The 17,633-nt window shown below is 70.3% G+C and carries 19 protein-coding genes; 12 read left to right on the top strand and 7 right to left on the bottom strand.

From position 1 onward, the window contains the following. Positions 1-27: 27 nt before the first annotated feature. From AB0N68_RS07855 to AB0N68_RS07845, 3 genes are read right to left on the bottom strand one after another with little or no spacing between them, the layout of a single operon-like run. The gene (locus AB0N68_RS07855) at positions 28-447 is read right to left on the bottom strand and encodes an RbsD/FucU family protein (protein ID WP_363332455.1); all 420 of its coding nucleotides are present in this window, start codon (positions 445-447) and stop codon (positions 28-30) included. Positions 448-472: 25 nt separating this feature from the next. After that, entirely contained in the window at positions 473-1,441 is a 969-nt protein-coding gene (locus tag AB0N68_RS07850) for an aldo/keto reductase (protein ID WP_292793388.1), read from the bottom strand. Next, complete coding sequence (locus AB0N68_RS07845) at positions 1,428-2,723, bottom strand: L-fuconate dehydratase (protein WP_292793391.1); 1,296 nt, start codon at positions 2,721-2,723, stop codon at positions 1,428-1,430. Before AB0N68_RS07845 ends, AB0N68_RS07850 begins: the two co-directional genes overlap by 14 nt. Positions 2,724-2,846: 123 nt before the next feature. On the opposite strand from AB0N68_RS07845, the gene AB0N68_RS07840 reads away from it, so the two are divergent. After that, complete coding sequence (locus AB0N68_RS07840; RefSeq protein ID WP_292793393.1) at positions 2,847-3,707, top strand: fumarylacetoacetate hydrolase family protein; 861 nt, start codon at positions 2,847-2,849, stop codon at positions 3,705-3,707. Further along, positions 3,704-4,471, top strand: a complete 768-nt coding sequence (locus AB0N68_RS07835; RefSeq protein WP_396654838.1) for an SDR family NAD(P)-dependent oxidoreductase — start codon at positions 3,704-3,706, stop codon at positions 4,469-4,471. Before AB0N68_RS07840 ends, AB0N68_RS07835 begins: the two co-directional genes overlap by 4 nt. A gap of 414 nt (positions 4,472-4,885) precedes the next feature. Here the strand turns inward: AB0N68_RS07835 and AB0N68_RS07830 are convergent, their stop codons facing one another. Then, complete coding sequence (locus AB0N68_RS07830) at positions 4,886-5,785, bottom strand: amidohydrolase family protein (RefSeq protein WP_292793399.1); 900 nt, start codon at positions 5,783-5,785, stop codon at positions 4,886-4,888. A gap of 47 nt (positions 5,786-5,832) precedes the next feature. Between AB0N68_RS07830 and AB0N68_RS07825 the strand changes: the two genes are divergently transcribed. Further along, positions 5,833-6,510, top strand: a complete 678-nt coding sequence (locus AB0N68_RS07825) for a FadR/GntR family transcriptional regulator (RefSeq protein ID WP_187662527.1) — start codon at positions 5,833-5,835, stop codon at positions 6,508-6,510. A gap of 4 nt (positions 6,511-6,514) precedes the next feature. Here AB0N68_RS07825 and AB0N68_RS07820 read toward each other — a convergent pair whose 3' ends face one another. Continuing rightward, positions 6,515-7,177, bottom strand: a complete 663-nt coding sequence (locus AB0N68_RS07820) for a transaldolase family protein (RefSeq protein ID WP_259954358.1) — start codon at positions 7,175-7,177, stop codon at positions 6,515-6,517. A gap of 118 nt (positions 7,178-7,295) precedes the next feature. Here AB0N68_RS07820 and AB0N68_RS07815 point away from each other — a divergent pair, with 118 nt between their 5' ends. Genes AB0N68_RS07815 through AB0N68_RS07795 form a run of 5 tightly spaced genes read left to right on the top strand, consistent with a single transcriptional unit; the run spans position 7,296 to position 11,109 of the window. Beyond that, the gene (locus AB0N68_RS07815) at positions 7,296-8,258 is read left to right on the top strand and encodes a ribokinase (protein ID WP_259954360.1); all 963 of its coding nucleotides are present in this window, start codon (positions 7,296-7,298) and stop codon (positions 8,256-8,258) included. Between the two features lie 14 nt (positions 8,259-8,272). Further along, positions 8,273-8,677 carry a D-ribose pyranase gene (gene rbsD, locus AB0N68_RS07810; RefSeq protein WP_187662530.1) on the top strand — a complete coding sequence of 135 codons (405 nt, stop codon included), beginning with the start codon at positions 8,273-8,275 and terminating at the stop codon, positions 8,675-8,677. Continuing rightward, positions 8,677-9,489, top strand: coding sequence for a GntR family transcriptional regulator (locus tag AB0N68_RS07805; protein WP_187662531.1), 813 nt, complete (start codon positions 8,677-8,679; stop codon positions 9,487-9,489). Before rbsD ends, AB0N68_RS07805 begins: the two co-directional genes overlap by 1 nt. A gap of 24 nt (positions 9,490-9,513) precedes the next feature. Continuing rightward, a complete protein-coding gene (locus AB0N68_RS07800) occupies positions 9,514-10,572 on the top strand; it encodes a PLP-dependent cysteine synthase family protein (RefSeq protein ID WP_187662532.1) in 1,059 nt (352 codons plus the stop codon). A gap of 21 nt (positions 10,573-10,593) precedes the next feature. Next, on the top strand, positions 10,594-11,109 hold the full coding sequence (locus tag AB0N68_RS07795) for a glycine cleavage system transcriptional repressor (protein ID WP_187662533.1): 516 nt from the start codon (positions 10,594-10,596) through the stop codon (positions 11,107-11,109). A 69-nt stretch (positions 11,110-11,178) separates the two neighbouring features. Here the strand turns inward: AB0N68_RS07795 and AB0N68_RS07790 are convergent, their stop codons facing one another. Then, positions 11,179-11,856 carry a FadR/GntR family transcriptional regulator gene (locus AB0N68_RS07790; RefSeq protein ID WP_085605550.1) on the bottom strand — a complete coding sequence of 226 codons (678 nt, stop codon included), beginning with the start codon at positions 11,854-11,856 and terminating at the stop codon, positions 11,179-11,181. A 166-nt stretch (positions 11,857-12,022) separates the two neighbouring features. On the opposite strand from AB0N68_RS07790, the gene AB0N68_RS07785 reads away from it, so the two are divergent. The 4 genes from AB0N68_RS07785 (at position 12,023) to AB0N68_RS07770 (ending at position 16,501) form a co-directional block, all read left to right on the top strand. Then, the gene (locus AB0N68_RS07785) at positions 12,023-13,258 is read left to right on the top strand and encodes an aminotransferase class V-fold PLP-dependent enzyme (protein WP_292793422.1); all 1,236 of its coding nucleotides are present in this window, start codon (positions 12,023-12,025) and stop codon (positions 13,256-13,258) included. 61 nt (positions 13,259-13,319) lie between these two features. Next, the gene (locus AB0N68_RS07780) at positions 13,320-14,633 is read left to right on the top strand and encodes an ABC transporter substrate-binding protein (RefSeq protein WP_187662535.1); all 1,314 of its coding nucleotides are present in this window, start codon (positions 13,320-13,322) and stop codon (positions 14,631-14,633) included. 3 nt (positions 14,634-14,636) lie between these two features. Continuing rightward, positions 14,637-15,584 carry a carbohydrate ABC transporter permease gene (locus AB0N68_RS07775; protein WP_187662536.1) on the top strand — a complete coding sequence of 316 codons (948 nt, stop codon included), beginning with the start codon at positions 14,637-14,639 and terminating at the stop codon, positions 15,582-15,584. Beyond that, positions 15,581-16,501 (top strand): carbohydrate ABC transporter permease, encoded by a 921-nt coding sequence (locus tag AB0N68_RS07770; RefSeq protein ID WP_197971853.1) that lies wholly within the window; start codon positions 15,581-15,583, stop codon positions 16,499-16,501. The genes AB0N68_RS07775 and AB0N68_RS07770 overlap by 4 nt, the downstream gene beginning before the upstream one ends. Positions 16,502-16,567: 66 nt before the next feature. Here the strand turns inward: AB0N68_RS07770 and AB0N68_RS07765 are convergent, their stop codons facing one another. Further along, the gene (locus tag AB0N68_RS07765) at positions 16,568-17,581 is read right to left on the bottom strand and encodes an aldo/keto reductase family protein (protein WP_187662537.1); all 1,014 of its coding nucleotides are present in this window, start codon (positions 17,579-17,581) and stop codon (positions 16,568-16,570) included. Between the last annotated feature and the right edge of the window lie 52 nt (positions 17,582-17,633).

Genomic DNA, 17,633 nt, shown 5'->3' with positions numbered 1-17,633 from the left:
GACGCAGCTCCTGAGTTGTGAACGGAGTCAGGCCGAGGGGTGGCCGACCACGCCCTTCCGGAGCAGTGCGTTGCCGTACTTGCGCGTCTCCCCCGTGCGCACCATGAGGTACGTCTCCTTCGCGACCTCGTAGTACGCGAAGCGCTCGACGAAGCGCGTGGTGTCGAGCTCCGTACCCGCCGCGGCCATGAGCTCGCGTTGCACATCCAGCACCTCGCCGTCGGCCGAGGTCATCAGGTCGATGCCGGGCGCGTCGTCGAGTGGCAGCACGCTGCGGATCGCGGCCACGACCTCCGGCGTCGTGGTCCCGGGAAGTTCGACCACCCGTGCGCCCAGTCCCCACGCCGGGAAGTGCGCGTCGGCGACGACCACCGCGTCGGAGTGCCCCATCCGGTCGAGATGCAGCAGCAGCTCCCCGGTCAGCAGCGGGTGGATTCCTTCGAGCACGGCGGCTCCTCTCGGTGGACGGGGGTCAGGAGGTGGGGATGAGGCCCTCGGCCGCGAGGTTCTCCCACAGGGCCGACGGGATCTCCAGGGCAGCGTACTCGGCGTTCTGCCGGAGCTGCGCCGGACGGCTGCCCCCGACGACCACCGAGCGCACCACGTCAGACTGCAGCGGGAACCGGATCGCCGCGGCCGGCAGGGGCACATCGTGATCGGCGCACACCGCGGCGATGCGCACGAGGCGGTCCCACAGCTCGTCGGGGAGCTGCCCGTACTCGTAGCGGCCATCGCGTCGCGGCTCGTTCGAGGCGAGCAGGCCGGAGTTGAACACCGACGCCGCGACGATCCCGGTCCCGGTCTCGCGGCACGCGGGCAGCACGTCGACCGCGGCGGGCTGCTCCAGCAGCGTGTACCGACCGGCCACCATCACGAGGTCGAGGTCGGCCGAACGCACCGATGCCGCGAGGGCGTCCGACACCATCGAGCCGATGCCGATCGCGGTCACCTCACCGTCGGCGCGCAACTGCTCCAGGGCGGGAAGGGCCTCGGCGAGCGCGAGGTCGAGGTCGTGCCGCTCCGGGTCGTGCAGGTAGAGGAGGTCGATGCGCTCGATGCCCAGGCGCTCGCGCGACTCCTCCAGGCTCGTCCGGATGCCGTCCGCCGAGAAGTCCCACACGCGCTGGAGGTCGTCCGGTACGTGGAAGTCGTTCGCGGTGTCGAGGCCGCCGGCGTGGTCGGGGTTCGGGCGCAGCAGCCGGCCGACCTTGGTCGAGAGCACGTACTCGTCCCGCGGCTTCGTCTGCAGGAAGGCTCCGAGTCGGCGCTCGGACAGCCCGAGGCCGTAGTGCGGAGCGGTGTCGTAGAAGCGGATGCCGCTCTCCCACGCCGCGTCCAGCACCGCCCACGCGTCGTCGTCGGACAGCTCACGGAAGAGGTTGCCGACGTTCGCGGCACCGTAGCCGAGGGTCGGGACGGTCAGGCGCTCAGGCGTGGACATGCGCACCCGTCCAGGTGTACTCCGCGATGCTGTCGGCCTTCATCTCCATGCCCGTACCCGGCGCGGTCGGAGCCATGTAGGAGCCGCCCTGGATGTCGGTCGGCACGATGAAGTGCTCGTGCAGGTGGTCGACGAACTCGATCAGGCGGCCTTCGCGAGTGCCTGAGAGGGCGACGAAGTCGAACATCGACAGGTGCTGCACGGCCTCGCACAGCCCCACGCCGCCGGCATGCGGACACACCGGCACGTCGAACTTCGCCGCGAGCAGCAGGTTGGCGATGTTCTCGTTCACTCCCGCGACGCGGACGGCGTCGATCTGCATGACCGAGATCGCGTCGGCCTGCAGGAGCTGCTTGAAGATCATCCGGTTCTGCGCGTGCTCACCGGTGGCGACACGGATGGGCGCGACGCCGCGGGCGATCTCCGCGTGCCCGAGGATGTCGTCGGGGCTGGTGGGCTCCTCGATCCATGCGGGGTGGAACTCGGCGAGCGCGTTCACCCACTCGATCGCCTCGGAGACCTCCCAGCGCTGGTTCGCGTCGATCGCGATGGGGAAGTCCGGGCCGCACACTTCCCGAGCCTTCCGGAAGCGGCGGATGTCGTCGTCGAGGTCGGCGCCGACCTTGAGCTTGATCTGCGTGAATCCGTCGGCCATGGCCTCGCGGGCGAGGCGCTCGAGCTTCTCGTCGGAGTAGCCGAGCCAGCCGGGGCTGGTCGTGTAGCCCGGGTAGCCGGTGGCGAGGAGCTGCTGCTCGCGCTCGGCCCGGCCGGGCTCCGCCGTGCGCAGGATCTCCAGCGCCTCCTCGCGGGTGAGGGCGTTGGTGAGGTAGCGGAAGTCGACGAGGTCGACGAGCTCCTCCGGGGTCATCCGGGCGAGGAGCTGCCAGAGCGGCAGGCCCGCGCGCTTGGCCTTGATGTCCCACAGCGCGTTGATGACCGCGCCGATGGCCATGTGCATGACGCCCTTCTCCGGCCCGAGCCAGCGGAGCTGCGAGTCGCCGATGATCTCGCGGAACGTGCCGCCCATGTCATCGAGCAGCGGTTCGATCTCCCGCCCGACGAGGTGTCCGGCGAGCGCGTCGATGGCCGCGACCTGCACGTCGTTGCCGCGGCCGATCGTGAAGACGAAGGCGTGCCCCTCGATGCCGTCGGCGGCGTCCGTGCGGACGATGACGTACGCGGCGGAGTAGTCGGGGTCCGGGTTCATCGCGTCGGAGCCGTCGAGGCTCAGCGACGTGGGGAAGCGGATGTCGGTGGTGTCGAGGGCGACGATACGGCTCACGGGGTTCCTCTCCATGCGCGGGTCGTTCTTCCGCGCGGATCTCTTGGAGTGTAAACATCCGATGTCTATACTGTCAACGAGACCGGCCGCTGAGCAGCGGCCTCCCGAACGATCAGGAGAATCATGAAGTTCGCGCGGCTCGGCACCCCGGGGGCGGAGATCCCCGTCCTCCTGGAGGGTGACCGCTACCTCGACCTCCGCCCGGTGACATCCGATGTCAACGGCGACTTCCTTGCGGGAGACTTCGTCGCCCGCGTCGCCGCCGCCCGCGACGCCGGGGAGCTCCCCGAGCTGCCGGACGCCGCGACGATGCGCATCGGCGCCCCGATCGCCCGCCCGAGCGCGGTGATCTGCATCGGGATGAACTACGCCGCGCACGCCGCGGAGTCGGGGTCGGAGCCGCCGACCATCCCCATCATCTTCCTCAAGACGCCCAACACGGTCGTCGGCCCCAACGACGCGGTGACGATCCCGCGCGGGAGCGAGAAGACCGACTGGGAGGTCGAGCTCGGCATCGTCATCGGCACCCGCACCGCCTACCTCGACTCCCCGGAGGAGTCGATGGCGCACGTGGCCGGCTTCGTCGCCGCGAACGACGTGTCGGAGCGCGACTTCCAGATGGCGGTGTCCGGCGGGCAGTGGTCGAAGGGCAAGATCGCCTTCGGCTTCAATCCCACGGGTCCCTGGATGGTCACCCCGGACGAGGTGGACCATCAGGCGCTCGGCCTCCGCAGCTTCGTGAACGGCGAGCCGCGGCAGGACTCGAACACGAGCGACATGATCTTCACGGTCGAGCAGATCGTGCACCACCTGTCGCAGTACGTCACGCTCGAGCCCGGTGACCTGATCCTCACCGGCACCCCGCAGGGCGTGGCCCTGTCCGGCACGTACCCCTACCTGGCCGCGGGCGACGTGGTGGAGATCGAGATCGACGGCCTCGGCCGCCAGCGCCAGGACTTCGTCGCATGGGAGGCAGAGAAGTGACCCTTCGAACTCAGGGAACCGACGCGGAAGGCCTCGTGGCCATCGTCACCGGAGGAGCCTCCGGCATCGGCGCGGCGATCGCCGACCGTCTGCATGCGGACGGCGTCACCGTCGCGGTCCTCGATCGTGACACCACGCACGCCGACGAGCGGTTCGCCGCGTTCACCGCCGACGTCTCCGACCGCGCGAGCGTGGACGCCGCCGTCGCCGCCGTCGCCGAGCGCTTCGGCCGCATCGACATCGTCGTCAACAACGCCGGCATCGGTGCGCAGGGCGACATCGCCGCGAACGACGACGACGAGTGGGCCCGCGTCCTCTCCATCAACGTCACGGGCATCGCTCGGGTGACCTCGGCGGCGCTCCCCTGGTTGCGGACGTCCCCCGCCGCCGCCGTATGCAACACGGCCTCGATCGCCTCGACCACCGGACTCCCGCAGCGGGCGCTGTACTCCGCGTCGAAGGGGGCCGTGTCGGCGCTGACTCGCGCGATGGCCGCCGATCATCTGCGCGAGGGCATCCGCGTCAATGCGGTCAACCCCGGCACGGCGGACACGCCGTGGGTCGGACGACTGCTCGACTCCGCGGCCGACCCCGCCGCCGAGCGGGCCGCGTTGGAGGCACGACAGCCCCACGGACGACTCGTGAGCCCCGACGAGGTCGCCGCCGCGGTGGCCTACCTCGTGAGTCCCGCCGCGGGCTCCACCACGGGCACCTTCATCGAGGTCGACGGGGGGATGGCGCAGCTCCGCCTCCGCCCCGAGTGACTCGATCCTCCCGACGGCCCGGTGTCTCCCCGCGAGACCCCGGGCCGTTCCCGTCCCGTCCCACCCCAGCCGGGATCAATTCCGCTCCCTCCTCCCGCCCCGCACGCCCCTTTCTGATCCCGCACACGGCACGCTTCCCGCCCGCCCCGCCGTTCGGGATCAGAACCGCTCCCCCATCCCGCCCCGCACGCCCCTTTCTGATCCCGCACACGGGTGTCCGCGCCGGCGGGATCAGAATCGCTCCTCGATGCGGCTGCCGCGGACCGTTTCCCATCCCGCACGCCACGAGGCGCCCAGGAGGGACGACCGTGAGCGGTACGGTACCCATCCGGCCGGGATCAAAAGCGGGCCTGGACGGGGCTCCGAAGGTGGCATATTGCACCCGCCCCGCGTAAGGGGCGGGGGGGAGGGGGGCTAGAGGGAGTAGAAGGAGGTGGCGGTGGCGTGGAAGAGGGCGTCGTGATCGATGCCGCGGGACGTGGCCCAGGCCGCCACGGCGTCGGCCCAGCGGCTGCGTGCGGACGGCTGATACACCGGAGAGCCGTCGGCGGAAGCGCGGGGATCGTCCGGCACCGCGGGGCCGACCGCCGACACGGGCCAGTCGCTCCCCCACATCAGGCGCTCGGGACCGAAGACGTCGGCCGCGATGTCGAGGAAGGGTTCGAGCTGCGCGAGGCTCCAGTCCCCTCCGGCCTCCGCGGGCAGTCCGGACACCTTGCAGAACACCCCGGGGTGTCGCGCCAGCTCGGCGAGGTCGCGCTCCCACTCCACGGAGGGCGTGCGCGGAGCAGAAGCCGTCCCGACCTCCGGCTTGCCGAGGTGATCGAGCACGATCCGCAGCTCGGGGATCGCGCCGGACAGTCGTGCGACGTCGGGGAGCTGCGCGGCACGCACGCACGCGTCGAAGGTCCACCCGTGCGCCGCGACCTCGCGGGCCCCGGAGATGAAGGCCGACGAGAGCATCATGCCGTCCGGCTCCCCCTGCAGCAGATGACGCACGCCGACCACGAGGGGCTCCGCGGTGAGGCTCTCCAGGTGCACCGTGGTGTCGGTGCCGCGATCGAGCCGAGCGCCGGCGACGATGCCGACCACCCCGAGTCGTTCCGCCTGCCCTGCCACCCACCGCACCTCCGCGAGGAAGTCGTCCTCGGCGGTCTCGGCCTGCACGAACACGGCCCGCTCCTCCGTGGCCCGCTCCACCCGCGCATGCTCGAACTCGCCGGCAGCGAAGCGCCGCGCGAGCGGTCCCTCGAGCCACGTGTACCCGAGGGCCTCCGGGTCCCACAGGTGCAGGTGCGAGTCGAGGATGCGCATGCCCCCATCCTGCCGCAGACATCGGATGTTGTGCGAGGATGAGCGCCATGGCAGTGACGGACGAGGCGATCGAGAAGATCAAGGCGATGATCGTGTCGGGCGAACTGGCCCCCGGCGATCGCCTGCCCCCGGAGAAGGAGCTCTCCGAGCGCCTCGGCCTCTCCCGCAACTCGATGCGCGAAGCGGTCAAGGCGCTGGAGGTCATCCGCGTGCTCGACGTCCGTCGTGGTGACGGCACCTATGTCACGAGCCTGGAGCCGCACCTGCTGCTGGAGGCGATCGCGTTCGTCGTGGACATGCACGACGACGACTCGATGCTGGAGATGTTCGCCGTCCGCCGGATGCTCGAATCGCAGGCCACCGGGCTCGCGGCGACCCTGGGCACGGACGAGGCGATCGCGGCCCTTCAGGACGAGGTGGAGGCCGTCGACGCCTCCGTCGGCATCGAGGAGCTCGTCGACCACGACATCCGCTTCCACCGCGAGATCGTGGGCATGGCGGGCAACGCCTACCTCGCGAGCCTCATCGAGCACCTGAGCAGCCAGACGGTCCGGGCCCGGGTGTGGCGGGGGCTCACGGAGGGCGGCGCCGTGGAGCGCACCCTGTCGGAGCACCGCGCCATCGCCGACGCCATCGCCCAGCGCGACTCGGCACTGGCCACCTCCCTCGCCACGGCCCACATCGCGGGTGTCGAGCGGTGGTTGCGGCAGGCCGCCTCGGCCTGACCCGTCAGGCGCCGAGACGCTCCATCGCGGCGTCGAACTCGGCCGCCGAGCTGTCGCTGACCTCGTGGAACAGCACCTGGTCGAGCACGCCGGGCGCGGCGGTGAAGTAGGGGACGCCGGCAGCGCGCAGCCCGGTGATGTCATCGGCCGTCCGCAGCGACGCGGCGAGGACGTTGGAGGCGCTGCCCGCGCACATCTCCTGCATCCGGGCGATGAGGGCGTCGCCGTCCATGCCCGCGTCGCGCATGCGCCCGAGGTAGGGCGCGATGTACTGGGCACCGATCGAAGCGCACGCGAGCGCCTGCGCGACGGAGTAGACCGCCGTGACGAGGACCGTGGCCCCGTCACGGATGAGGGCGGAAGCGGCGGCGAACCCGGCTGCGGTCGCGGGCACCTTCACCGCGACGCGGTCGCCGAGCGCGCGGATGCCCTCCGCGTTCCGGAGGAAGGAGGCGGTGTCACCACCCCACGTCTGGAAGAACACCTCCCGAGCGCCCTCCTCGACCCAGCGGGCGTAGAGGTCGGGGATCTCCCCAGCCGTCCGCCCGCCACGCTCGAGGATCGTGGGGTTCGTCGTGACACCGTGCACGACCCCCGCGGAGAGCAGCCGCGCGACACGGTCGGTGTCGGCGCTGTCGACGTACAGGCGGGGCGCGATCGCGGTCATCGGGGTCTCCTCGCGGGCAACCTGTCGTTACAGGTGGGGCTTCGGCTAATGTAATGACAGCTCCCGAACCTTGTCAAAGACCGGGAGTCCCGCGCTGTCGAGGAGGATCAGGAGCGAGATGACACCCGCACACCCCGGCGACCGCTCCGGCGTCGTCATCGTCGGCAGCGTGACGGCCGACGTCACGACCTTCTCCCAGCGGCTCCCGGCCCGCGGCGAGACCATCCTCGGCGACGAGTTCACGCTGATGCTCGGCGGCAAGGGCGCGAACCAGGCCGTCGCGGCGGGACGCTCCGGCGCCCGCACGAGCTTCGTCGGCTGCGTCGGCGACGACCTGTTCCACGACCTCGTGGTGGACGGTCTCACCGCCGCCGGCGTCGACCTCGCGCACCTGCGCACCGTCCCGGGCCCCACCGGCATCGCGCACATCCGCGTCGACGCCTCCGCGCAGAACGACATCGTCATGGTGCCGCTCGCGAACGCCGCCCTGAGCACCGAGCAGATCGACGAGGCCCTCGCAGCGCTCGCCCCCACGACCTCGGTGCTGCTCACCCAGCTCGAGACCCCGTCCGCCCTGACCGCCCACATCACCGCCCGGGGACGCGAGCACGGCATGACCGTGATCCTCGATCCGGCACCGGCGGCGGAGCTGGCAGCGGAGATCTGGCGGAGCATCGACATCGTCACCCCGAACGAGACCGAGGCATCGCTCATCAGCGGCATCCAGGTGACCGACGCCGCTTCCGCCGAACGCGCCGGACACTGGTTCCTGGAGCAGGGTGTGGGCGCCGCGGTCATCACGCTGGCCGGACAGGGGTCGTGCGTCGTCACCGCCGAGGGCGCCACCGTCGTCCCGCCGTTCCCCGTGGAGGCCGTCGACACCACCGCCGCGGGCGACGCCTATGCCGGCTACCTCGGCGCCGCGCTCGCGAGCGGAGCGGCCCTCACCGATGCGGTGCGGCTGGCGACCGCCGCGGGCGCCCTCACCGTCACGAAGCAGGGGGCCTCGCCCAGCCTCCCCCACCGCGCCGACGTCGAGGCCTTCCTCGCCGCGCGCACCGCGGCCCCCGTCGCGAACTGAACCAGGAGCACACGATGCGCAAGACCTCGACCACGATCAACCCCGCGCTCTCCCGCGTCATCAGCGAGACCGGGCACACCGATCTGATCGTCGTGACCGATGCCGGGCTGCCGATCCCGCCGGGCGCCGAGCGCATCGACCTCGCCTACCGCCCCGGCGCCCCCGCCTTCCTCGACGTGCTCGACACGGTGCTCGCGGAGCTCGTCGTCGAGGGCGCGACGGTGTCGGCCGAGGTCGCCGAGAAGAGCCCGGAGGTGCTCGACGCCCTGCGCGAGCGCTTCGCCGATGCGGGGTTCGAGATCGAGCTGGTCCCGCACGTCGAGTTCAAGCGGCGCACGCACGCCGCCCGCGCCTTCGTGCGCTCCGGGGAGTTCACCCCGTACGCGAACGTGATCCTGCACGCGGGGGTGGCGTACTGATGTCCCTCATCGAGGACGCCATCGACCGCCACAGCGCGGCGCCCATGTACGACCAGCTCCGGCAGCTCATCATCGACGGCATCGCCCGCGACGGTCTGCAGCCGGGCGATCCTCTTCCCGGCGAGCACCGGCTGTGCGAGCGCTACGGCATCTCCCGCACGGTCGTTCGGCAGGCGTTGGCGCAGCTCGAGCACGAGGGACTCGTCGAGCGCGTGAAGGGCAAGGGCACGTTCGTCTCCCGCCCGCGCACGAGCGAGAGTCTCGTGCACACACTCGTCGGGCTGTACGACGACGTCGAGCGGCGCGGCGGCCATGTGCACAGCGACGTCCTCCGCCACGAGCAGACCGTCGCGGACGAGGAGGTCGCCCTGGCCCTGGAGGTGCCGGTCGGATCGCCGGTGATCGTGCTGGAGCGGCTGCGACACGTGGACGGCGAGCCCTGGTCGCTCTCGACCACGTGGATGCCCGAGGCGGTGGGGGCGGTGACGCTCGGCGCGGATCTCACCGAGGCGTCGCTGTACCGGCTGCTCGCCGACCACGGCATCATCGCCACGCACGGCGTCCGCTCGGCCGAGGCGACGGTCGCCACGCACGAGCAGGCTCAGCACCTCGGTGTGAGCGCCGGCTCCGCCCTCCTCCGCCTGCGCAGCATCAGCCGCAGTGAGGACGGCGTGCCGATCGAGTACTTCATCGCGTACCACCGCGGCGACCGCTCGCGCTTCGAGTTCCAGCTCCAGCAGGAGCAGTCCCAGGCGTCGTTGATGCACGTGGACGGATCGGGCGGCGCCTCCCCCGCGGGCACGGTGGGCTGACAGCGGCCCCGGTACGCTCGAGGCATGAGCGACTGGACCAGCACCGCGATCGCCCTGCTGGAAGCCGATGCCAACCGCAGCGCCGACACACACCTGCACCTGTTCCCGCTGCCGCCGGAGTGGGGCATCGACCTCTACCTCAAGGACGAGTCGGTGCACCCGACCGGCTCGCTCAAGCACCGCCTCGCGCGCTCCCTCCTCCTCTACGGGCTCGTCAACGGGCGCATCCGTGAGGACACGACCCTCGTGGAGTCCTCGAGCGGATCGACCGCGGTGTCGGAGGCCTACTTCGCCCGCATGCTGGGGCTGAAGTTCATCACCGTCGTGCCCCGGTCGACGGTGCAGGAGAAGATCGACCTCATCGAGTTCTACGGCGGAACCTGCCACTTCGTCGACCGCCCGGAGGACATGTCGTCGGAGGCCCAGCGCCTGGCGGCGGACTGCACCGGGCACTACCTCGACCAGTTCACCTTCGCGGAGCGCGCCACCGACTGGCGCGGCAACAACAACATCGCCGAGAGCGTGTTCAGCCAGCTCGCCCAGGAGCGGCATCCGATCCCCCGCTGGATCGTCACGGGCGCCGGCACCGGCGGCACCAGCGCCACGTTCGGCCGCTATGTGAAGTACCGCCGCCATGACACCCGGATCGCCGTCGTCGACCCCGAGGGCTCGGCCTTCTACGACGGCTGGGCGGGCACGGTCGACCCGCCGGCGGGACGCCCGAGCCGCATCGAGGGCATCGGGCGGCCGCGGGTGGAGGCCTCGTTCGTGCCGTCCGTGATCGACGAGATGATCCAGGTGCCGGACGCGGGCTCCATCGCCGCGATCCGCCTCCTCCGCGAGCGCACCCTGCACTGGGCGGGCGGCTCCACCGGCACGAACCTCTACGGCGCGTTCCAGCTCATCGCCCGGATGCGTGCCGCCGGCGAGACCGGCAGCGTCGTGACCCTCATCTGCGACAGCGGTGTGCGCTACGCCGGCACGTACTACTCCGACGAGTGGGTGGCGCAGCAGGGGTGGGACCTCGCCCCGCACCGTGCGCGGCTGGAGCGGTTCCTGGAGACCGGGGTCTGGGCGGAGTGATCCCCGGGTTACGCTGACCCCATGACCACACTCATCCTCACCGTCGCGGGTGCCGATCGTCCTGGCCTCGTGGCCGCCGTCGCCGATGTCGTCGATGCCCACGGCGGCAACTGGGAGAACAGCTCCCTCGCCGAACTCGCCGGCACGTTCGCGGGTGTCATCGAGGTGTCCGTGCCGACGGAGCGCACGGGGGAGCTCGAGACCGCGCTCCGGGCGATCCAGGGCCAGGGGCTGCTCACGCTGTCGGTGCTCACCGGCACGCCGGGGCCGTCGGAGGACGAGGAGCAGCTGATCGTGATGCAGGTGCTCGGCAACGACCGCCCCGGCATCGTGCGGGAGGTGTCGGCGGTGCTGAACGCGCACGCCCTGAGCATCGAGGAGCTCACGACCGAGACCCGGGAGGCCGCGATGGCCGGCGGGCGACTGTTCGAGGCCTCGGTGATCGCGAAGGTCCCGCCGACGGTCGACCTCGACGCCCTGCGCGCCGACCTCGAGCGCCTCGCGTCGGAGATCCAGGTCGACATCACCCTCGGCTGACCCCGTTCGAATCGCCTGAATGGCTCTATCCGGCCGCCGGATGGGACCGATCGCGCGATTCGAACGCAGTCAGAGGCCGGAGTATCGCCGCACCCAGTACTCGGTGTAGGCGACGTGGGCGGACGCGGCGGCGGAGGCTGCCACCGGATCCGCGGCGGCGAGGCCGCGCAGGATCGCGCGGTGACCGGCATCGGAGTGGATCTTGAGCTCCGCGGCGTCCTCGGGGTCGGATATCCGGTAGGCCCGGGAACGGGAGCGCAGCACGTCGATCAGGCTGGTCAGGGCCTCGTTGCCCGCGACCGAGGAGATGGCCATGTGGAACTCGTGGTCGAGGCGGGACTGCGCCTCGAAGTCCGTCGTCGACTCGATCTCCGTGAGCACCTCGTCGAGTGCGGCCACCGTGTCCTCGTCGATGCGGGCCGCGGCGAGCGCCGCCGCATGCGGCTCGAGCACCCGTCGGAGCTCCGTCAGCTCCAGCACCCCCGCCATCGGCAGCAGCCCGACCGTGAGCGAGAGACTGCCGATGAGATCGGCCGCGCGGAGCTCGCTGACGTAGCTCCCGGAGCCGTGCCGCGTCTCCAGCACGCCGAGCGCGGCGAGAGTCCGGATGGCCTCACGGAGCGATCCCCGTGAGACGCCGAGCCGTTCGCAGAGCTCTCCCTCGCTCGGCAGCCGGTCGCCGGGGCGCAGAGCGCCGTCGGCGATGAGGGCCCGCAGCCCGTGCAGCGCCGTGTCGAGTGCGCTCATCGTCATCCTCTCCGCCACTCCCCCACCCCTCGTGAAGTCTGTCGGACACACCGGCGGCCGCAAACTCGTATGACAACTATGTTTCATCTTCGCGCTTTCGTAGCCAAAACCGAAGGCGTGTGGCAAAGTTGTGCAACAACTCGCCCCCACTCACCGATGAGGTCCGATGCCCGCTCCGCAGTTCCCCGCTCCGCTCACGCTGAACTCCGGCCTGCGGGCGCGCGACGCCTGGCCGCTCGACCCGACCGTGATCCACCTCAACCACGGGTCCTTCGGGGCGGTGCCGTCGGTGGTGGTCGCCCATCAGGACGCCCTGCGCCGCCGTGCCGACCTGAGCCCCGTGGAGTGGTTCCCGCGCATCGCGGAGCGCGTGCAGGAAGCGAGGCAGCGGACGGCTCCGTTCGTCGGCGCCCGCGCGGAGGACAGCGTGTTCGTGCCCAACGCCTCCGCCGCGGCCACCGTCATCTACAACGCCCTCCAGCTCGAGAGGGGCGACGAGATCCTCGTCACCGACCAGGGCTACGGCGCCATCACCATGGGAGCCGAGCGCCTCGCCCGCCGGTTCGGCGCCGCCGTCCGCACGGTCGCCCTGCCCCTGCTCGCCGATGACGACGAGATCGTGGAGCTGTTCGCCGACGCCCTCACCCCGCGCACGCGGCTGCTCGTCGTGGACCAGATCACCTCGCCCACCGCTCGCCTGCTGCCGACCCGCCGCATCGCCGACCTCGCGGCCGAGCGCGGCGTGCGCACCCTCGTCGACGGCGCCCATGCTCCCGGCCTCATCCCGGACGCGGCGGCCGTCGCCGGCGGCGACTGGTGGTTCGGCAACCTGCACAAGTGGCCCTGCGCCCCGCGCGGCTCCGCCCTCCTGGTCACCACCGCCCCCGACCGCGACGAACTCTGGCCACTGATCGACTCCTGGGCCGCGCGGGAGCCGTACCCCGAGCGCTTCGACACCCAGGGCACGATCGACGCCACGACGTACCTCGCCACCCCCACCGCGATCGAGTTCATCGAGGCCGAGTTCGGATGGGCGGCCGCCCGCGAAGCCATGGCAGCGCGCGCCGACGCGGGGGCCGAGCTCATCGCCGAGGCCCTGCGCCCGTTCGGCGACGAGGACCCGCTGACCCCGCTCCCCTCACCGGTGCCGTCCATGCGCCTCATCCGGCTGCCGCTCGGCCTCGGTGCCACCCGCGAGGAGGCCGACGCGCTGCGCATGGACCTCCTCGACGAGGTCGGCGTGGAGACCGCGTTCACGAGCTTCCGCGGCGTCGGCTACTTCCGCCTCTCCGCGCACCTGTACACCGAGGCCGCCGACGTCGAGGCGTTCGTCGAGCGCTGCGTCCCGGCGATCCTGCGCCGCGCCGGCATCCGCCCCGCGGACGCCCTCATCCTCCCCTGACTCGCATCACCTCCCGCACGACCCACCCGAACACCCACCCACCCCCACCGAGAGGCACATCGTGAAGAACAAGATCTTGACGACCGCAGCCGGAGTCGGCACCGTCGCCGTCCTCGCACTCACCGGATGCTCCGGAGGCTCCGGCTCGTCCGGCGGCGACGGCAGCGTCACGCTCCAGATGGTCGAGAGCCTGACGAACCCGGCACGCACCGAGCTCCTCCGCGGACTGCTCGATGAGTTCGAGAAGGACAACCCCGACATCACCGTCACCCTGGTCTCCCCGCCCACCGAGCAGGCCGACCAGAAGATCCAGCAGATGCTGCAGTCCGGCAAGGGCGTCGACGTGCTCGAGGTGCGCGACATCACCGTCGGGCCGTTCGCGAACAACGGCTGGCTGTACGACCTGGGCGACGATCTGAAGAAGTGGGACGGCTGGGACGCCCTGACCGAGAACGCGCAGTCGGCATCGGTCGCGGAGGACGGCAAGAGCTACTTCGTCCCCTACGGCTTCTACGGCCTGTCGCTCTTCTACCGCACGGACCTCGTCGAGCAGGCCGGCTTCGACGGCCCGCCGCACAGCTGGAAGGACCTGCTGGAGCAGGCGTCCGCCATCCAGGACCCGTCGAACAACATCTACGGCTACGCCTTCCGCGGCGGCCAGAACGCCAACAGCAACGTCGTCGCGGCGATCGAGGCCTACACGATCGACGGCCTCGACACGGAGGACGCGTTCCTCATGGAGGACGGCTCCACGATCTTCGCCGCGCCCGAGGCCCAGGAGGCCGTCGACGACTACTTCGACCTGTTCAAAGAGGCCTCGCCGCCGTCCGCCGTCTCGTGGGGCTACCCCGAGATGGTCGCCGGGTTCACCAACGGCACCACCGCGTTCCTGCTGCAGGACCCGGAGGTCATCGCGACGGTGCAGGACTCCTCGCTGACCGAAGACCAGTGGGACACCGCCCCGCTGCTCGTCGGCCCGTCCGGCAAGGCCGCGCAGCCCCTCGCCGTCGCCGGCTGGGGCGTCGCGGAGAACAGCGAGCACAAGGAGGCGGCGGTCAAGCTCGTCGAGTTCCTGTCGTCGGCCGAGCCCGCCACCGAGTTCGCGCAGGCGAACAGCCTCGTCCCGATCATCGCGGCCGCCGCGGACGACGAGTTCTACTCGACCGGCCCCTGGACGAGCTACGTCACCATGACCGAGGACCCGGAGACCTACGTCAACGTGCGTCAGCCGCGTGGGGTGAGCTGGTGGACCGAGTGGATCCAGAAGTCCGACCAGGACGTGCAGAGCGTGCTGCTCGGCAACATGTCCACGAAGGACCTCCTCGCCTCGTGGGACGCGTTCTGGACCGAGAAGTACGCCGCGGAGAAGGGTTGATCCGTGGCCCGCACCATCCGTGAAGGGGGCTCCGTCGGCACCGCCGGCGGGGCCTCCCCGGCATCGCGTCGTCGGCCGTTCCGGGGTCGCACTGCGCTCACCCTGCTGGCGTTCCTCGCGCCGGCGATCGTCTTCGTCTGCTGGTTCACGTACTGGCCGATGCTGCAGGGCGCCCGCATGGCGTTCCACGACTGGAACCTGTGGGACCTCACGTCGACCCCGTTCGTCGGCATCGACAACTTCCTCGCCGTCTTCCGGGACCCGGCGTTCCCGACCGTGGCGTGGAACTCCGTGCTCTGGGTGGTCGGCTCGCTCGTGCCGCAGCTCGTGATCGGCTTCCTCATCGCTCTCGCCCTGCGCAAGCGATTCCGCTTCCGCGGGCTCTACCAGGCGCTGGTGTTCTTCCCGTGGGCGGTGTCCGGCTTCCTGATCGGCATGCTGTTCCGCTGGATGTTCAACGCCGAGTTCGGCGTCGTCAACGACCTGCTCATGAAGGCGGGGCTGATCGACGCGCCGCTGCCGTGGCTGGCCGATCCGAAGCTCGCGATGTTCGCCGTGATCGTCGCGAACATCTGGTACGGCGTGACCTTCTTCGCGATCATGATCCTCGCGGCCCTGCAGTCGGTGCCGGACGAGATGCTGGAGGCGGCGAGCCTGGACGGCGCCGGCAAGGTGCGGCAGCTGTTCTCGATCATCATCCCGTACATCTCGATGACGCTGCTGCTGACGATCCTGCTGCGCGTGATCTGGATCTTCAACTTCCCCGACATCATCTACGCGATGACGAACGGCGGCCCGGCCAACCAGACCCACATCATCACGACGTGGATGATCAACTACACGCAGCAGGGCAACTACGGCATCGCGAGCGCCATCGGGCTCATCGTCGTGGCCTTCCTCATGGTGTTCTGCGCGTTCTACCTGATGGCGATGCGGAGAGTGCAGCGATGACCATCACCTCATCCGTCCGGACCGGCTCCTCGGTCACGGAGACCCGTCGCATCACGGTGCCCGACCCGAAGGCCGCCCCGCGCCCGAAGCCCCGCGTCACGGTGGGCGGCGTGGTGCGTGTCGTCGGCCTGGGGCTGTGGCTGCTCATCACGCTGTTCCCGCTGTACTGGATCACGCTCACCGCGTTCAAGTCGCCGGGCACGATCAACCGCTTCCCGATCGAGTACTGGCCGAGCGAGCCCTCGCTCGACAACTTCACGAGCCTGTTCGAGAAGAGCTCGTTCGGGACGTTCCTGGCGAACTCGGCCATCGTGGCGGTGTCGGCCGGCGCGGTGGCGACGCTCATCGCCCTGCTCAGTGCGTACGTGCTGGCGCGGTTCGAGTTCCGCGGCAAGGGGGCGGTGCTCATCGCGTTCCTGCTGACGCAGATGATCCCGGCGTTCATCGCCCTGGGACCGCTGTACTCGATGATGACCGACCTGGGACTCGTCGACACCAAGCCGGGGCTCATCCTCGTCTACATCGCGATCTGCATCCCGTTCTCCACGGTCATGCTGCGGGGCTTCTTCGAGAACGTCCCCGACGCGCTGGAGGAGGCGGCGATGATCGACGGCTGCTCGCGCCTGGGTGCCCTGTTCCGGGTGCTCGTGCCGGTGATGACGCCTGGCATCATCGCGGCGTTCATCTTCAACTTCGTGAACTGCTGGAACGAGCTGTTCCTGTCGGTCGTGCTGATGAACACCGACGCGAACCGCACCGTCCCATCGGCGCTGAACGGCTTCATCTCCACGTTCAACATCGACTGGGGCTCCATGAGCGCCGCGGCCGTGCTGACGATCCTCCCGACGATGGTGATGTTCGCCCTCGCCAGCCGCTGGATCGTCCAGGGCCTCACGGCCGGGGCCGTCAAGGAGTAACCCGCCCGAATCGCGCAGATGGTCCCATTCCGCGACGGAATGGGACCATCTGCGCTCTTCGAAGGCTTAGACGAGCCGGGACTTCGGCGACACCGAGTACGTGTGCTCGGCGTCGCGGTTGACCGTGTCGCCGAGAGCCTCGTCGATCGCGGTCATCGTGTCGGCGTCGAGCTTCACGCCGGAGGCCTTGACCGTGTCGGCGAGCTGCTCCGGGCGGGAGGCGCCGACGAGGGCCGCTGCGACGTTCGGGTTCTGCAGCACCCACGCGATCGCGAGCTGCGGCATCGACAGCCCCGCCTGCTCCGCGATCGGCTTGAGGCGCTGCACCGCGGTGAGGATGTCGTCCTGCAGGAAGCTCTTGATGAAGCCCGCACCCGAGTTCTGGTCGGTCGCCCGCGAGCCCTCCGGCACCGGCTGCCCCGGCAGGTACTTGCCGCTGAGCACGCCCTGCGCCATCGGCGACCAGACGATCTGCGAGATGCCGAGCTCCTCCGACGCGGGGACGACCTTGCCCTCGATGACCCGCCACAGCATCGAGTACTGCGGCTGGTTCGAGATGAGCTGGATGCCGAGCTGCTTCGCCAGCGCGTGCCCGTCGCGGAGCTGCTCCGCGGTCCACTCCGAGACGCCGATGTAGAGCGCCTTGCCCTGCCGCACGATATCGGCGAAGGCCTGGAACGTCTCCTCCAGCGGGGTCTCGTGGTCGAAGCGGTGCGCCTGGTACAGGTCGACGTAGTCGGTGCCGAGACGCTGCAGCGAGCCGTTGATCGACTCCATGATGTGCTTGCGGCTCAGGCCGGTGTCGTTCGGACCCTTGGGACCGGTCGGGAAGTAGACCTTCGTGAAGATCTCGAGGCTCTCGCGACGCTGACCCTCCAAGGCCTTGCCGAGCACGACCTCGGCGGCCGTGTTGGCGTACGTGTCCGCGGTGTCGAACGTGGTGATGCCGGCATCCAGGGCGGCGTGCACGGTCTTGACCGCGGCGTCGTCCTCGACCTGCGAGGCGTGCGTGACCCAGTTGCCGTAGGTGATCTCCGAGACCTTGAGACCGCTGTTGCCGAGATAGCGATAGTTGACCATGGACCAACGCTAGTCCCGCCAGGGGGACCGGCGGGCCGGATCGGCCGCGATC

This window comes from Microbacterium meiriae (genome assembly GCF_040685015.1).
Classification (GTDB): domain Bacteria; phylum Actinomycetota; class Actinomycetes; order Actinomycetales; family Microbacteriaceae; genus Microbacterium; species Microbacterium meiriae.
The sequence above is the reverse complement of the archived record's forward strand: the minus strand, read 5'-3'. Positions and strand labels throughout refer to the sequence as shown.

Bases quoted from the DNA above. Each gene is read 5' to 3' on its own strand.
- AB0N68_RS07850 (WP_292793388.1), bottom strand. From the start codon at position 1,441: ATGTCCACGCCTGAGCGCCTGACCGTCCCGACCCTCGGCTACGGTGCC.
- AB0N68_RS07840 (WP_292793393.1), top strand. From the start codon at position 2,847: ATGAAGTTCGCGCGGCTCGGCACCCCGGGGGCGGAGATCCCCGTCCTC.
- AB0N68_RS07830 (WP_292793399.1), bottom strand. From the start codon at position 5,785: ATGCGCATCCTCGACTCGCACCTGCACCTGTGGGACCCGGAGGCCCTC.
- AB0N68_RS07825 (WP_187662527.1), top strand. From the start codon at position 5,833: ATGGCAGTGACGGACGAGGCGATCGAGAAGATCAAGGCGATGATCGTG.
- AB0N68_RS07820 (WP_259954358.1), bottom strand. From the start codon at position 7,177: ATGACCGCGATCGCGCCCCGCCTGTACGTCGACAGCGCCGACACCGAC.
- AB0N68_RS07815 (WP_259954360.1), top strand. From the start codon at position 7,296: ATGACACCCGCACACCCCGGCGACCGCTCCGGCGTCGTCATCGTCGGC.
- rbsD (WP_187662530.1), top strand. From the start codon at position 8,273: ATGCGCAAGACCTCGACCACGATCAACCCCGCGCTCTCCCGCGTCATC.
- AB0N68_RS07805 (WP_187662531.1), top strand. From the start codon at position 8,677: ATGTCCCTCATCGAGGACGCCATCGACCGCCACAGCGCGGCGCCCATG.
- AB0N68_RS07800 (WP_187662532.1), top strand. From the start codon at position 9,514: ATGAGCGACTGGACCAGCACCGCGATCGCCCTGCTGGAAGCCGATGCC.
- AB0N68_RS07795 (WP_187662533.1), top strand. From the start codon at position 10,594: ATGACCACACTCATCCTCACCGTCGCGGGTGCCGATCGTCCTGGCCTC.
- AB0N68_RS07790 (WP_085605550.1), bottom strand. From the start codon at position 11,856: ATGAGCGCACTCGACACGGCGCTGCACGGGCTGCGGGCCCTCATCGCC.
- AB0N68_RS07785 (WP_292793422.1), top strand. From the start codon at position 12,023: ATGCCCGCTCCGCAGTTCCCCGCTCCGCTCACGCTGAACTCCGGCCTG.
- AB0N68_RS07770 (WP_197971853.1), top strand. From the start codon at position 15,581: ATGACCATCACCTCATCCGTCCGGACCGGCTCCTCGGTCACGGAGACC.
- AB0N68_RS07765 (WP_187662537.1), bottom strand. From the start codon at position 17,581: ATGGTCAACTATCGCTATCTCGGCAACAGCGGTCTCAAGGTCTCGGAG.